General features: G+C 64.9%; 5 protein-coding genes. 2 read left to right on the top strand and 3 right to left on the bottom strand.

Annotation, left to right across the window (positions count from 1 at the left end; translation table 11 throughout):
* Window positions 1-44 precede the first annotated feature (44 nt).
* Both H8B02_RS02395 and H8B02_RS02390 read right to left on the bottom strand, forming a co-directional pair.
* On the bottom strand, window positions 45-1,040 hold the full coding sequence (locus tag H8B02_RS02395; protein ID WP_229164642.1) for an acetamidase/formamidase family protein: 996 nt from the start codon (window positions 1,038-1,040) through the stop codon (window positions 45-47).
* 17 nt (window positions 1,041-1,057) lie between these two features.
* On the bottom strand, window positions 1,058-2,458 hold the full coding sequence (locus H8B02_RS02390; protein ID WP_229164641.1) for an amidase: 1,401 nt from the start codon (window positions 2,456-2,458) through the stop codon (window positions 1,058-1,060).
* Window positions 2,459-2,876: 418 nt separating this feature from the next.
* Here H8B02_RS02390 and H8B02_RS02385 point away from each other — a divergent pair, with 418 nt between their 5' ends.
* Together H8B02_RS02385 and H8B02_RS02380 are read left to right on the top strand one after the other, a co-directional pair.
* Entirely contained in the window at window positions 2,877-4,040 is a 1,164-nt protein-coding gene (locus tag H8B02_RS02385; protein ID WP_229164639.1) for a transporter substrate-binding domain-containing protein, read from the top strand.
* A complete protein-coding gene (locus tag H8B02_RS02380; RefSeq protein ID WP_229164637.1) occupies window positions 4,037-4,624 on the top strand; it encodes an ANTAR domain-containing response regulator in 588 nt (195 codons plus the stop codon). Before H8B02_RS02385 ends, H8B02_RS02380 begins: the two co-directional genes overlap by 4 nt.
* Window positions 4,625-4,737: 113 nt before the next feature.
* On the opposite strand, the gene H8B02_RS02375 is transcribed toward H8B02_RS02380, so the two are convergent.
* Window positions 4,738-16,653: a filamentous hemagglutinin family protein gene (locus tag H8B02_RS02375; protein WP_229164635.1), complete on the bottom strand. Its 11,916-nt coding sequence runs from the start codon at window positions 16,651-16,653 to the stop codon at window positions 4,738-4,740.
* Window positions 16,654-16,797 lie beyond the last annotated feature (144 nt).

The following is a 16,797-nucleotide window of genomic DNA, read 5'->3' as shown; positions in this document are numbered from 1 at the left end:
CCCGAATTCATCGCGATGTTCCTTGTCGTTGAAAGATGTGGAAGTCACGCCTTGAGGTAATTCTTCAGGATCGACGCCCCCATCGTGTATTTGGGGTCGACCATGTTGCCGAGCCGCATGCGGCCGGCCTGGCTGAGCAGCATGTAGGCGTCGATCTCGTCGAAGCCGTAGTCCGCGCTCATCCAGCGCACGAGCTCGCGATAGGCGATCCGCGCTGCATCTTCGAGCGGCCGCGCGCTGCCGATCGTCATGATGAAGTCGCGCGTCTCGAGCCGCGGCCAGGCGAAACTCCAGTTCTTGATCAGATCGATCTGCAGCGTGACGGTGGCGCGCTGTTCGAGCGCGACGCCCGAGAGCTCGCCGTCGCCCTGCGTGGCGTGGCAGTCGCCGACATAGAGCAGCCCGCCTTCGGTATGCACCGGAAAATAGATAATCGAGCCAGGTGCGACGTCAGGCAGGTCCATGTTGCCGCCGTGGTAGTCGGGCTGCAGCGAGGAGATCGCCTCGATCTCGGGCGACACGCCGATCGTGCCGATGAACGGCTCATAGGGCAGCGTGATCTTGTCGTTCCAGCGCACGCCGTTGCGGTCGACGTGCAGCTTCTTGACGCGCTCCGGCAGCGGCGGATTGAGCAGCGCCGTGGATGCGGTTCCGACCAGGCCGCCGAACTCCGGAATGATGCAGGTGGTTCCGGCCGGCTGCGCGCCGCGGGTCTCGACGTCGCGGATATAGACGGCGAGGCAATCGCCCTTCCTGGCGCCCTTCACCGCGATCGGCCCGCATTGCGGGTTCAGATAGGGGAAATTCAGCTTCGCCGTGGGGCTGTCGCTTTCGCTGGTGAGCACGCCGCCGAAGGCATCCTCAGTCTCGACGACGACCACCCCGCCCGGATCGATCGACAGGGTCGGATTGGCATAAGGTCCATAGACGTAATGGAAGCTGCCCTGTTGCTCGATCGTCAAACTATGGGTCGTGCCCGTCGCGCCCTTGGCAACGGCCCGCTTGGCCATGATGGAACTCTTCAACCAGTCTTCGGTCATGCGAACGGCTCCTCAACTCAGATCGCGGGATGGCGCTTGTGCCAGTCGGTGACGCGCTGGAACGCATCGCCGGCACGGACGAGACTTGCCTCGTCGAAATGACGGCCGACAAACTGGAAGGCGACCGGACCGCCGTTCGGCGCGAAGCCGCCGGGAAGCGTCACGGTCGGGCTGCCGGTCATGTCGAACGGACAGGTGAAGCGCAGCAGCCCGGTAATCAGCGACGGCTCCTCGCCGAGCGCCGCCATCTTGGCCAATGTCGGCGCAGCGAACGCCTGGGCCGGAACCGCGATGAGATCGACCGTGTCGAACAGCAGCCGCACGGCACCGCGAAACACCTCGCGCCGCAGCACGATCTTCTGATAGTCCATGCCGGATTGCGCTCGACCGAGATCGAGCAGGCCGGCAAGCGCCGGACCATATTCGTCCTTGCGCGCCGGATAGGTTTCTTCGTGCGCAACGGCCACTTCGATACCGCACAGCGGGAACCAGTCCTCGATGACCGCCTTCGGATCGGGGAACGTAATCTCCTTGATCTTCGCACCCAGATCAGCGGCAACACGCAGACCTTCGCTGAGCACCTTGCCGGCAGCCTCGTCGGTGCCCTCGCTGGTCCAGCGCCGATCGACCCCGATCGTCACGCCGCGCAAGTCTCCGGACAAACCAGTGAGATAGTCTGGCACGGATAGCGGCACGGACGTGGTGTCCTTCGGATCCCGGCCCGCGATCACGGCCAATATCGCGCCGCAATCGGCCGCGCTGCGCGCCATCGGGCCGATGTGATCCAGCGTGGCCGCGAGTTCGAAAGCGCCGTAACGGCTGACGCGTCCCCAGGTGGGCTTCAGCCCGGTGATGCCGTTGGCCGCTGACGGAAAGCGGATCGATCCCCCAGTATCAGTTCCAAGCGAACCGAAGCAAAGCCCCGCCGCGGTGGCGACGCCGGAACCGCTCGACGATGCGCCGGACCACAGATCCGCATTCCACGGGTTCTTCGGCGGATCGATCTTCGGGTGATGATCGGCATAGGCGCCCTCGGTCTGCTGCAGCTTGCCGAGGATCACAGCGCCGGCATCCTTCAGCCGCGCGACCACGGTGGCATCCTCACTCGGACGGAAGTCGCGATGAATGGTCATGCCATGCGCGGCCGGCGCGCCCTTGACCCAGCACAAATCCTTGACTGCGATCGGCACGCCGTGCAGCGGCCCCTTGATCTTGCCGGACGCGATCTCCTTTTCGGCTGCCGCGGCTTGGGCGAGCGCTGCGTCGCCCATCACATGGGTGTAGCTCTTGAGCTGGCCGTCGAGTTGCTCGATCCGCCCGAGCATCGCCTTGGTCACCTCGACCGGCGAGAGTTTCCTGGCCTGGATTTGCTGCCCGACCTCAATGAGCCCGAGATAGTGAAGATCCGTCGTCGGCATCGTTTCTCATCCCCGCACTTGGCACGACGCAAGCGCAGGCACTGCCCATCACCGCGCATGCGCCTCCGGCTTGGCGACACGGACGTATCGCCAATTTGTTTCGCGGCAAAAGCAAAAAGCCACCCGCCCCTCCAAACGAAGGTGACGAATGGCCCAAATGCCGCGGCTATGAACTATCGCGTGGGTCCGGGATCGAACGGAGCACTCTGCGCGGCGATCGGGACGTCATCGGCCAAATCGACGCACGCAAGGTTCGACAGGAAGCCCTGTAGGAGAAAATTCTAAGGAGGTGTGCAGCGCGTTGTCAACGAGGCTGGCTGCACAAATTTCGCGAGGTGCTGCGCAGCAAAATGGCATGACCTCTTGCACCGGCCTCTGCGAAGATGGTTTCCTGCATGAGTTGCACTGAAAGTTGTCGATGACAAAGCCGTCCATTCCCGTTGGCATTATCTGCTCGCAGCACGGGCCCTATCAGGCCATGGGGCGCGAGATCCTGAAGAGCGCCATGATGGCGGTCGACGAGATCAACGAGCAGGACGAGTTCGACTTCGCGATATCGGCGCATGTCCGCGACCCCCGCGGCGTCATTTCGGAATATCATACGGTCTGCGACGATCTCATTCGCAATGTCGGGGTCGAGCACATCATCGGCTGCTACACCTCGGCCTCCCGCAAACAGGTGCTCCCGATCGTCGAGCGCACCGACCGCCTGCTCTGGTATCCGGCACGCTACGAGGGGTTCGAATGCTCCGACAACGTCATCTATGTCGGCGCCTCGCCCAATCACAACGTGCTGCCGCTGGTGCGCTACGTGCTCGACAATCTGTCGCGCGAGATCTTCTGCGTCGGCTCCAACTATGTCTGGACCTGGGAAACCAACCGCGTCACCCGTGAGTTGGTGACGGCGGCGCGGGGACGGATTCTCGCCGAACGCCTGCTCGAGCTCGGTGAAAGCGCGGTCACGCATATCGTCGACGAGATCGTGCGGCGCCGGCCGCCGGTTGTGTTCAACACGCTGGTCGGCAGTTCGAGCTATGATTTCATCCGCGCGTTTCATGCCGCGACCTCCGCGGCAGGTCTCGATATCCCGATGCTGAGCTGCAGCCTGTGCGAGCCCGAGCTCAAGATCGCAGGTCCCGCATCGGCCGGCTGCATCACGTCGTCGGCCTATTTCGAAAGCATCCGGCTGCCCGAGAACCAGGCCTTCGTCGCGCGCTGGAAGGCGCGTCACGGCGAGCACAGCAGCCCGTCGGTGGACGGGCAATCCGCCTATGTCGCGGTCTATCTGCTGGCCCGCGCGCTACAACGCGCCGGCACATCCGATATCGGCGAGGTGCGGCGCGCCGCGGCCGGCCACCGCTACAATTCGCCGCAAGGTCCGGTCTGGATCGACGGCAGCAACAACCACTGCGTCCTGACGCCGCGGCTCGCCGTCTCCAACGCCGACGGACAGTTTGACATCTTCTGGGAAGCTGAAGCTCCGGTTAAACCGGATCCCTATCTGACGCAGCTCGACATCGCCGCCGGCCCCGCAAGGGATGGAACGTTGCCGAATGCGCCCCATTTGCGGGTTGTGAAATGAGCAAGCCGTCGTCATTTTCGCTGCGCGGGCGCAAGGCGCTCGTCGCCATCAAGGACGAGCGCGACGCCACCATCGTCAGGCGCCAGTTCGAACGTCTCGGGATCGACATCGTCACATGGGATGGCGGCGCCAAAATCGACTGCCGGCCGGACGTGACGCTGATCGACGACGAGTTCCTGCCGCTCACCTCACCGGCGCAGCGCGCGGCGCTTGGGCGAAGCCCGGTCATCGCCCTGCTCGGCACGGAGACGCCAAGCCGCCTCAAGCTGGTGCTCGACCTCGATCCGGCCTCGTTCCTGGTCAAGCCGCTGCGCTCGGCCGGCATCTATGCCGCGCTGGTCCTCGCCTTCGAGCGAAGCGAGCGCACCAATGAGCTGAAGCAGCAGGTGCTTAAGCTCGAGCAACGTCTTCGATCCCGCCGCGTCGTGCTCGCCGCCGTCCTTCAGGTCATGCACACCCATGCACTCGCCGAGCCGGCCGCCTTTGCGCTGATCCGGCGCGCCGCCATGGAGCAGCGCAAGACCATCGAGGAGCTCTCGGCCGAGATCACGGCAAACGGTTCCCTGCCCCGCGCGGCGGGCTAACTAGACCAGCATCGCTCAAGCCAAGTCGCAGCGGCCGCCGCGCAGGCTGGATTCTTGTCTTGACGCGTTTTCTTCACGCGAACCGGTACCCACTTCGCTCGAAAACGCTCTAGCTAGTTCGCGACCTGACGGCGCTCATCCGGCGTCAGCTTCTTCAACTGCTCCGCGGTCAACTGGCCATCGCCGATCAATTGGAAAGCGCTATTCGGGTCGTATTGGCTTTGCTTGTCGTTGCTGCGCCGCTTTTGATCATCGCTGCCGTCGCCTCCGCCATAGCCGAGCACTTCGACGATGATGACGGAAGGCTGCTCGTTCGTCTGCGGCGGCGGCACGGCCACTTGCTTGGCAGCGGCGCCCGCCGTGTTCGAGGCTTCGCTCAAGGAGCCCATGTTGGGCGCCTGCACCTGCGGCACGCCGATCACGCCACCCTGCGCCTGAATGTTGGCTGCGTTGACGATATGCAATGCAGCGATGTTGACGAAGCTCGACGCGCGGATACCGGCCTCGCCGGCATCGACGGTGCCAAGCGGCGCGATCAGATCGACCGTCCCGCGCGGCACCTCCGGGATCGGTTGCAGCGTTGCGATGCCGGCGCCGCTGGACGGCACTACCGGCGATATCGTGATATCGCCGTAATTGTCGTAGGCGCGCTTCGGCGGCGTATAGATCACCGTGGTCTTGGCGCCGCGGCCGGCATTGATGTCGCCTTCGGCCGACCAGATCACGATATTGCCGCCGAACGTCGTCATGATGCGCGACAGGCCCATCAGCACGCTGTTCTGCGAATAGATCTGGATGTTGCCCGCGCCTTGCGTGACGAGGCCGGCATCGGCGCCCGGCAGCAGCCCCTCGGTCCCGATCGTGACGCCGCCGCCCGGCGTGAGGAACTGGATGTCGCCGCCGAAATCGGTGTGAACGAAGCCACTTTGAATGGCGTAATTCGGCTGGCCCGGCGTACCGGTTGCCGCGGTGAATATCGTGATGTCGCCACGATAGGCGGCATCATTCGGGAACAGCGCGGCGATCGCCTCGCGCCCGCGCAGATAGGAGCCTGCGCGCGCGCCGCCGACTTCGTTATACTCGCGCCCGCCCGCGGTCAGCTCGGCATAGTAGACCTGGCGCAGGAAAACGCGCTGCTGCGCATCTGGCAGCGCGAGGAAGAAATTGAGCGCATCGGCCTTGGCCCCACTGTACCCGACGCGTTGCTTCAGCCAATCGTAGAGCTCGTCTCCATAGGTCTTGGCCACCTTGCCTGGCTGGTCCGCGATCGGCCCCGCGGCTGCGAGATTGCTCGGATCGAGATAGAGCTTCGCAAAATTGGTCCAGTCGACCTGTCCAACACCGACCTCGCCCGTACCGACGCCAGCCTGCATCACAACGCCAGCGCCAGGCCGCTTGTCGCCGGCGACCAGAGCTCCGAGGCTTTCGACCGTCGCGGTTGACCCCTGATAGATGTTCTTGCCGGCCGTGATTTCGAGCGTACCCGGGCCTGCAATCGTCAGGCCACCCTTCTCCCCGGGAGAGAGCCCTGGCCTGCCTGCATAGATGATGCTGCCCCCGGCCGCTATCGTGGACACATCATTGGCGTCGCTCTGCAGGATCAAGCCCTTGATATCGACAATGTCACCGCCGGCCAGCATCCGCAGTGGCCTTGCCGCCTGATAATAGACGCTGTTGACGGTGCCATCGGCCCCGGTCCGGCTCTTGTTGAGGATCCAACCATAAGTGATGTCCGTGATATCGCCGTTCACCGCATAGATGTGCGACAGATCGCGTTGGACCGGCACGGCCCTGTTCTGCACCGTGTTTGCATCGAACACAAAGGGCTGTCCGCCGGTATCGTACGAGTAAACGGGCAGCCCGCCGCCTGGTTGATCGTCCACAGCGGTATAGTCGCCCCAATAATTGGAGGCAGTGATCGTCGTTCCATCCCTCAGGGTCGCCCAGCCAGGCCTGAACGGGGTTGCCAGGGCCGACATCGGTGTTGTCAAGAGACCCGTCTCGAGTGCGTCGCCAAAGATCGACCCTTGCGCCAGCAGCTCGAGCGTTCCGTTCGCTGATGGCAGCAGCATTCCTCCGCCCGGATTATAGATGTTGCCGTTCGCGGCGACCGCTCGCACGATCGAGGGCAGGAAGCGCGAGTTTGACGGGCTACTGCCCGGTGCGAGCGAACCGCCCGCGGCGACCATATTGACCGCGGTTGTCGCCGTCCAGAGCGTGAACCAGCTTGCACCCTCGCCGCCGTTATCCGCAGCGGTCAGACCAGTGACGCCGACACGGCCCGGATCGAGTATGGTTCCCACGGCCATGTCGCCGCGCGCGCGGATATCGATCACGCTGTCACCCGGAGCGAAATCTCCACCGGCGAGCGTGGTCATGGAATAGGGCGTCAGCGGGTTGATCGGTCGCAGATCCGCCGTGTTGCGAATGTTTGTCGCGGTCAGGCTGCCGAAGTCTCCGGTCGCGACATCCATCCGTCCACGCAGATTGACGAACTGATTGCCGCCGGTGCCGAGATCGCCGGCCTGCACCGACAGCGTGCCGCCGCCGGTCTGCACCAGGCTGCCATCGGCCATGATACGTCCGCTGCCGCCGACGGCGATGACGACGCCCCGGCCTGTGTCACCCATCGTGCCTCCGGCTTGCACCGTGACATTGCCGCCGCCGAGCGTGCCGAGGCCGGAGAAGGCGGAGAGATTCAAGGCCAGCGTGCCATTGTTGAGCGCCGGATCAAACGTATAGCCGCCGAAATTGATGCCCCAGGCCGTCCGCTGGACGATCTCCGAACCACCCTGGCGCCACAGCCAGGACCCGATCTCGGTCGTCCGGCTCGCTAGGGTGCCTCTGACATCGCCCTGCGCGACAAGCAGGAAGTCGCCGCCATGCTCGGCGTAATACATCCGCTCCGAACCAAGGGTCGCTTGATACGCGGTGTTTGCCGAGCCAAGCACCGTGCCGTCGGATAACGTGCCGCGGCTGAGATTGTAAGGCTCGTTCGCCGTGGTACCGGTCTCCATGATGGCGGTGCCAGCGGTGTAGACGCCAAATGGCGATTGCTGGTCATAGCTGCCGCCCGCGAGAATTTCGAGATCACCCGTCCCGGTGCGCACCACGCTGACGCCTGATGTCGTCGGCTTGTTGATGGTGACGCTGAACGGATCATTGAACACCACGTTGCCCGAACCGGCGAGTGCATCGACCGTCCGCAGCGCACGGCTGTCGGCGCTGGCAAGATCGGCGCCGCCCACGAGCCGCATCGACCAGGACTGCGTTCCGGGAGCGAGCATCGGCGAGATCGCCCAGATTTGGCGGTCGCCCGGTCCGAGCAGATTGACGTTCGTCATGCCCGCCGGAAGCACCGTGCCCTTGGCAAGCGGCGTATCGGCCGTGAATGTGTACCCCCCGAACAGCACAAGGCTGGTCCCCGCCGGCAGTTTCACAGGCTCAACCGCCAGACTGAGCGCAGCATTGATGAAGATCTGCCCGGTAAAATAGACGCCCTTTTCAAATACGGTGCCGTCCGGAAATACTGTCCCAACTGGCAGCACATCACCCGGATTGTAAGTCTTTCCCGGAGCTATGATGCGCCCGCCATTCAGCGTCCTGATCCGATTGGCGGGTCCTTTCACAGTGAAGGCCTCCGACAAGGTTAGCGCGACGGGGAGCGGATGCACGGCGGTCGGGCTCTGCACGACGCTTCCGTCGGCGAGATCGAGCTCGAGGTTGATTGTGCCATCGCTCGGAATGGTCGAACCATTGCCGAGGACGACCCCATCCGTCCGAACCGTATAGGCGTCCGGCAACGTGCCGGTGGCAATCACCGTCACCGCATCGGGTGACGCCGGCGGTGGTGCGAATCCATCATTGATGCTGCCGTTGATCTTGAGGTCGCCGGCGGCACGCACGACCAGCACGCCCGGCTCACCGGAGCCGCGCACGGCCGGATCGGCGTTTGGTCCATAGCGATAGCCGGAGAAATCGAGATCGCCCTTCGTCGACAGACCACCGCTTGAGGTGATGGCAACGCCGGGCCGCAGATGGAAGGCGGAGCCATAGGCCGCAAGCCCGGCCAGGCGGTTCTGCAAGTCGCCATTCTGGAGCGCAGCGTTGATGAATGCCGCGCTGTCGTTATTCAGACCGTCGAGGTAGGCCTGATCGATGACGCTGCCGCCCGGCAGGCAGTAGGTGCGGAAGCCGTTCATCGCGATGCTGCTGGCACCGCGAATATTGAACGGGCCGCGCGCTTCGATGGCGATGTCGTTGGCGCCAGCACCGTCGCCGCCAGCGCCGCCGCGGCGCGGCGCATTGAGCTCGAGCTTGCCGCGCGCCACGCCATCCGGCGAGGTCATGTCGATCGTCGCGCCCGCGGCCACCGTCATGGTGCCCTGCGTGGTGGTGAGTTCGATATGCGCAGTGTTATTGGCTTCGATCGCCACGCCGTAGCTGTCGGTCTGGAGCACATTGCCATGGGCATCGAGCACGGCATTCGAAGTGAGCCTGAGATCGTCGCGCGCGGACAGGCGGATGGTGCCGGGCTTCGCCCCGCTCGCGTCGATCCGGCCGTCGACCGTGAGGCTTCCTTGATCGACCGAGACCGCGAGGTAGCGCGCCTTGACGCCATCGCCAATGACAAGGCTGCCTTGACGGAGATCAAAGCTGCGGGCGCTGAAGAAACCGGCATCGTTGAGCTTGGCATTCAACGCGGCGAAATCGCCGAAACTCTGTGCCGCTACCGTGAGCTGGCCGCTGTCGTAATCGCCGGTCGACGATCCCTTGAGCGTACCGGCGAACGAGACCTGCCCATGCGCAGCATCGATCGCCTTGGCCGTGATCGAGCCCGCTGCGTTGTACGCGGCCGAGACATCGATCACCGAACCGGCGCCCTGGATGATGTCGCCGTTGGTGGAGCTCAGGATGAGATCGCCACCCCAGCTGAATTTGGTGACATCGAAGAAGGCGATGCCGCGGCCCGACAGGTCGACGGTCGCGTTTGCGCCAAGCACGACGTCGTGCGTCGCATTCAGCGTCAGCTTGCCGGACGGCAAGGCAAAGGCGGTGTCGACAAAGACGCTGTCGCCGCCGAACGAGAGCGTGCCGCCGAGATCAGTCGCACCACGCGTGTCGGCAGGCGTGGCTCCAGCCGGCGCGACCAGACGCAAGGCTGCGCCCGCGCTGACATCGAGCGTAGCCCCACCGCTCGCCGTGATCAGCGGGGTCGCAATGGTGAGCGCACCGCCCTGCAATGCGCCGGTGCTGTCCTGGCTGAGCCCCACCTTCAGGGTGCCGTTGCTGTTCGCGGTGATGCGTTTCGTAGCCGTCAGCGTGACATCGGAGAAGCCAAGCGCCAGGCGGTTCAGCGTTGCGCCATCGGTCGGCTTGCTCAGCGCGGCGTCGTAGCCGAACAGAATCTCGCTGGCCGTGATGGCGAGATGCCCCGATCCCGTGCCCGGGCCGCCGGGCAGCACCGCGGCTGGCGTCTGGCTGCCGTAAGGGCTCGTGGTGCTGCCGTTGCCCGTGCGAATGCCGTTCCAGACCAGCGTGTCGGCGGTGATGCCGGCGGTGTCGCCCGCGGAGCCGAGGCCATAAATCGCCGGTGTATTGAGAACGAATTTGAGGGAATCGGAGGAGGCGCCGCCCCGGCGCGTGGCGTCGAGGTCGACACTGCCGATCAGATTGAAGGCGCCGCTTGCCGTGATGATGAGTTGCTCGAGCGTCGGGCTGCCGGCAGTCGTCGACGGCCGCAGCAGCTTGTCGAGCACACTCTGGGTGAGATTCCAGCCCGACGGCAGTTGACCTGCGGCCTGCGCCGCGGCAACCGCGGCCGCGGTGCCGACATTGATCTGCTCCTGCGTGACGTTGAGGTAGCGCGCGCCGAAATTGACGTCACCCATCGAGAGCCCGCCCGGCGCGGCCAGCACCACGCTGCCGTCCGTGAGCAACGAGGCACCGCTCGCGATGCTGATGTTGCCGGGCCCAACGGCATCCAGGAACTGGAACCGGCCATTGGCGACCGCGAGCACAGCCGGACTGTAGGCAGGGTTTGCAGACGAGTCAGGCGATATGTTGGCGTAGAAGTAACCCAGCGTGGAATCGACCGCGTTGCTGCTCAAGCCGCGCGTGTCGATGGTCGCGCCGCCCGCCATGTTGACGGTCTTGCCGATCAGGAACACCTGGCCCGCGCGAATCGTAGCGCCGTCGAGCAGGTTGACGGCCGTGGTCGAGCTCCCATCAAAGTAAATATTGGCACCGGCCCCGGAATTATCGACCTCGGAGTACACGCTGGCGCCGCCCAGCAGCACCGTCGATGCCTTGAAGGCATTGATGTCGTCGCTCGAAATCGACGTATGACCCGCGATGGGTGCGGTTCCCGGCGCCGTGACGTCGAGCACGCCGTCACCCGATGAGGCGAGCCGCGGCCTGATGACCAGCGTGCCGTCAACGCCGCCTTTGGCACCGTCGAACAGCGCGGTGCCGGCGAAGGACAGCGATTTCGTATTATCCGGCGACGGGAAGAGATTCAGTACAAGGACCTTGCCGTCTTCCGGCAGATGAGGCCGGAAGCCACTGAACTGGGCCGCCTGTGCGCGCTCGAAATCGGCATAGCCGGTCTCGTTATACTGCGAATAAAGCCGCGTGGTCTGGCCGGCGGTCAGGATCACCCGTGTTGGCAGCGTGTCCCTCATTCCGGCGTTGGCGACGCCAAGATAGCCAGATGTGACCACCGAGCCATTGCCCGCGGTCACGGGCGCTATCATGCTCGTTCCGGTGGCGCCAAGCTCGACGCGGTAACCGCCAGGCAACAGCGCGTAGCTCGAGGGGAGTAGCGTATAGGTGCCCGCGGGCAATCCTGGCGCACCCGAACGAAGCGTGATCTGCTGGCCGATCACGGGATCACCGGCGCCATTGGATGCGATCACCGGCGCGTAGTCGGCGGCGTAACCGGGCAGGATGGCATAGACCTTGTTGCCCGCGGCGCTGTAGCTGTTGACCGGATTGGCGTTGACGAGCGCGGTCTTCAACACGTCGACCGAACCGCCACGGCCGGAGACGAAGCCCGCGCCGGTGAGCGTGCCGCCGCCGGAGAGATCGAGCACCGAGCCCGGCTCACCCACAACGGATGCAGCATTGATCGAAATGCCGCTGGCGATCTTTAGATTGCTCGTATGATCGTCAAAGAAGGCGCTCGCCAGGTTGTGCAGCGTGCCGTCCGCGCCCTGATAGGTGATGCCATCCGAGGTGCCGCCAAACGGCATGATCAAGCCGGCTGCGCTTGCGGAGGTGATGCTTCCGCTGCGGAAGGTGATCCGTGCCCCGGCATCGCTGTTGAACGAGATGCGCCCCAGTGGCGCGCGGAGAACACCCCCCTGGTCGACATTGGCGGCAACAAGAGTTAGATCGCCGAACACCGCAGCCGGTACCGCCGGTGTCTGGTCGTCGTTGCGGCGGATCACGAGACGGGCGTCGGGATCATAGGCGGCACTTATTCCATTCGGACGGAGCCCAACCACGATCGTGGCGACCGCGCCGCTCAAGGGATAGATCTGGTCGGCGGTCAGCGCGAGATTTTCAACATCGAGGCCGCCATTGCCGAACCGGATATCACCGCTGCTCTGCAACGCGACTTGACGAAAGCCGCGGGCATCGAATGGAATGCTGACCGGACGTCCGGGACCGAAATCGACCGCCCCACTGCCCTGCACGCCGGTGGCTCCGAACAGGACGGAGCCGTAGACATCGATCAAGTTGCCTGCGACGGAGAAACTTCCGCCCGCCGCCGGATTGCGGACGTGGAGATTGTTGATCCCGGGCGAATATCCCATCGACGTCTGCGCATCTGCGGCGTTGTAGACGCCATCGAGCCGGACATAGGGCGCGGACAAGCGAACTGTGCTGTTCGGGGTGTCAGGCGCCGCGGCGATGACGCCGCTCGAAAGCCGGAGGCTGCGCGACAGGCTGAGATCCACATTGCCGCCGAAGATGAGAAGATCGCGGGTAAAGAGTGCGAGCGAGCCGAAGCCGCCCTTCTCGACCTGGTTGACGCCAATCACCGTCCGTCCGAATTGCAGCGCCGGATCGGCCTGACCGGGCGACAGATCGGCGCTCAGGCCGCTGCCTGTGGCGTTCTGCACGAGCGTGATATCGCGCGACCTCTGGAACGCCTCAGGCAGATCGCCGCTGGCATAGGGCGCGTTTGCATTCGGCTGCCCAACGATATAGCCACGCCAAGACATCGTCAGGTTCAGCGCGCCGCCGGACGCGCCGCTGCCGCCCGACGCCGCGCGCAAGGTGCCGTCGAGCGCCATACCGAAGCTGGAATAGAGCGAGATCGTCCCGCCATCACTCGCGGCAGGCGTCTGGACATAGCCGTTGCCGCTTTGGACATCGACCAGTGCAGAGGTACCCGACGCATCGATCAGCGCGCCCGGGCGAACGATCACGAAGGCGTCGCTGATAACGGGATTTTTCGGATCCAGCGCTCCGATGCGGATCGTGCCGCCGTCGGGCACGGCCGCATACGAAACCCCGCGCTCATCGCGTCCCACCGCATCACGCGCGGAAACATCCAGCACCGCGTCGTCGCCGATCCAGAACGAACGCGTCAGGCCGAACTCGCCGTAACCCATATTGTAGCGGGCGTCGCTGGTGGCGTCCTGCAGGCTCGTGATCAGGATATTGCCGGCGGGCGCCTTGATCGCACCGTCGATGACAGTCTGGCGATTGGCGAAGATCGAGACCGAACGCCCCGGATCGACGTTGATCGACGCGCCCTTCGCCAGCGTGAAATCATGCAGGCTCCAGAACGTCAGATCGGCGCCGACGCGCTGCGTGGCGCTGCGCGTGAAGGAATTGATCGTGAAGTTGGGAGGCGTCCAGAGGTCCGCGGCCTCGGTGACGAGGCTCCCGCTGGGCGTGATGAAGCTGCGCGGGGTGAAGCGATAGACCGGCACCTCGGCGTCCACACGGGCGCCTTCGCCGATCCGGATGCCCGTATTGCTGCTGATGTTGTAGGCCGTGAAGCCGGACTGGAAGATCGCCGGATCGAGCACCAGCGCATCGGCCACGGCTTGGCCGATCGATATCTCCTGGCCGGCGTTCAGCATCAGCGTGCCGCCGCCACCGAAGCCGTAAGCGCGAATGGTGCCGTCGAGGATGAGCGGATTGGTGAAGAACTGCGTCGAAGGCAGATGCGAATAGTCATTGGCGACGAGGCTGACATTGCCGCCCTTGCCGCCCTGCGTCTTGCCATTCGCCAGGATGGCGCCACCCGACGACACATCGATGAGCGACCCGCTCGCAAGCGTAATGCCGCCCGTGGTCGAAACAGTGAAATTGCCGCCATCCAGATGCGCCCGGCCGGATCCATCGGTTCCAGTCAGTTCGTTGCTCCACAACCCACTGAGATCGACGGCGACGTTCTGGCCGATCGTGACCTGCGACTTGCCGTTCGGAGCGTTGAGCGCCCACCATAGCTCGTTCTGCCCCTGGCCGAACACGGCATGCATGAGATTGGTCAGCGTCACGCTGCCACCATGCGCCGTGACGCTCGCGCCGATCTCGACATGCGGCGCCATGAAGATCACCTGCGCGCCAGGAGCAAGCTCGAGCGGCGCCTCGACGAGGATTTCCTTGCTGCTCGCAACACTGAGACCGCCCAGCCTGGCGGCATTGAGTGCGTCCGAATTGAACAATGCAGTCCCGATCCGATCGTCGGGCAAGACCGACGTGGCGTTCAGCGCATCGGTGATCTCAGGCGTGCGGCCGAAGATGACCCGCGCGGCGGACGCACTGGTGAGGCCAAGCCCCGAATAGCCACCGAGCGCGAGCTTGCCCTGGAGCGGCGCGACATTCTGCGACAGCTTGTAGCCGTCGGTGGTGCCGTCCGGCCGCGCCGTCGTCTGGCGTGAGCCGGTGACGACATCAGCGACGATATCAGCTTCGAACACTGCCGTCGGCGTGGACAGGACGAGAGAGCCGGCGTCACGGCCGATGGTGTAGCCGTCCTCCCAGCGGGTGGTCACGCGGCCCTTGCCGAACGGGCTGGTCCAGACCTCGGTCAGATTCGGCGCAACCTTGCCGCCGAGCTTGTGCTCGCGAATGAAGCCCGCGCCGAAGCCGTAGAACTGCATATCGGCGCGTGCCTGGTTGACGCTGTAGAGACGGCCGTCCGCGCCAAGGAAATTGGTGGCGCGGATGTAGCCGCCCTGATAGCTGATCGAGCCGCCGGAGACGTCGAACACCGCCCCCTTCTGCGCGACGACTTCCTGCGCCGACAGCGTGACGGTGCCGCCGACCGCGGCCCATTCGCCGATCCGGTGGGCGGTGTTGGCGAGATATCCCGAGACCTCGAGCAGGCCACCCGGCGTATAGTAGCGGTCGGTCGCATAGCCGCCGGTGCCCGCCGGCACCAGCACCAGATCGCGCGCGTCGATCCAGACGTCCGCGTTCTTCAGATTGTCCCGATCACGATTGGCGGGCGAGTCGCGCAGCTCGTTGCCTTGAACGTTGATCAGGAGGTTGTTGGTCGACACCGGCAGCAGCACGCCGCGCACGCCCGAGACGTCGATGATCGATCCGCTCTCGGCGAAGACGCGGCGGCTGGCGCTGACCGCCACCTGGCCGCCTTGAGCCTGCGTGGTCGAGCCGTCCTTGAAATTTACAGTACCGCCGCTGACGATCTCGATACGTCCCTGGTCGAGCCGGTCGGCGAGCTGGGAAAGATTGTCGAACTGGGCGTTGGCGGCCGGGGCGTGGGTGAAGGCCTTGGAATCGGCGACAAGCTGGCTGCGTTGGCTGTCCAGCGCGGTGTCGCTGCTGTCGAGCTCGGGCAGGATCGCGGTCAGGCTGCCACTGGCGAGCGTGATGCTGCCCGCGGCATCGGACGCTGCGTTCAGGAGATGGATCGTGCCGCGGGTGTTGACCGAGGTCGTGGCGACCAGCACCCCGCCCTGGGTGATGCTGCGGCCCGCAAGCGTGATGTCGCCTTGCTGGGCGAAGATCAGGCCGGAATTGCCGACAGCCGCGATCGCGTCGCGCACGATCGGCGAGATTTCGTTGCCGCGTGTGGTCGAGGCCTGGTTGGCATCCGTGCTGTAACCCGGCCGCAGCAGAAAGTCGTTGCCGGCTGCGAGCTGCACCTGGCCTCGCGGTGCGCTGATCGAGCCGGCATTGCTGACTTCGGTTCCCATCAGCAGCACGAAGCCGCCCCCCTGCGTCACCGAGGACGGTGCGTTGGTCGAGATCAGCGCGCCGGCCTCGACCCACACCGCGCCGCGGGCATCGGTGAAGCTCGGCACGTATTGGCCACTCGCCTGCTGCGAGTAGATGCCATTGCGCAGGAACTGGGTGTCGGTGATGTTGGCGGTCGAGGCGATCAGCGAGCCGACATTCACCTGGCTCGCACCACCGAAGATGATGCCGTTCTGATTGATCACATAGACCGAGCCGTCGGCCTTGATATTGCCGAGAATCTGGCTCGGCGCCGCGCTGCCGACGACGCGGTTGAGAGCCACCCAGTTTGCATGGCCTTGCTGCTCGAAGGTCAGCGTGGTGCGCGCGCCGACGTTGAATGAATTCCAGTTGAGGATCGCCTGCGCCCTGGTCTGCGCGATGCCGACCTGGGTCTGGCCGGCGGCATCGATCGCCTGCGTCGGCGCATTCGCGCCCTGCCATCCCGGCGCTACCTGCAGGCCACCGGTCGCAAGGCCGTTGGGCACTGCGACCTGCGGCAGCGTCGCCGAACGCTGCGAGGTCTGCGCCGCGGCGCGCGCTGCGTTCTGCAGGCCCTGGATCGCCTGGATGGCGCGCGTGGCCCGCGCCATCGCATCCTGACCGTGCTTGGCGGCTGCTGCCGCGTCCTGCGCTGCCGACTGCGACGCTGCCATCGCCGCGGCTGACGGTGACACCGTCCAGCTCGATCCAAACGGGCGCGCGACCACCGGCGTATTGGCGAGAAGTGCCACGACGCTGACGCTGCCAAACAATGCAGTGCGAACCGTCGCGCGGGTGAGAGACCTGGAGAGGCGAACCATGGAATCGCTTTCTTGCGCCGGGCGACGACAGCCGAAGATTTCGCGTCTCAGCGCCAGCACCGAGACCCTCGCGGCTGTGACGATCCCGAATGGGCCGACCCGCACGCCGGATGCGAAATTTTTTGCAAACCGCTAGAGGCCTCC

The organism is Bradyrhizobium altum, assembly GCF_020889705.1.
GTDB lineage: Bacteria > Pseudomonadota > Alphaproteobacteria > Rhizobiales > Xanthobacteraceae > Bradyrhizobium > Bradyrhizobium altum.
Note: the sequence above shows the minus strand (reverse complement) of the source record. Positions and strands in the feature narration are given on the sequence as shown.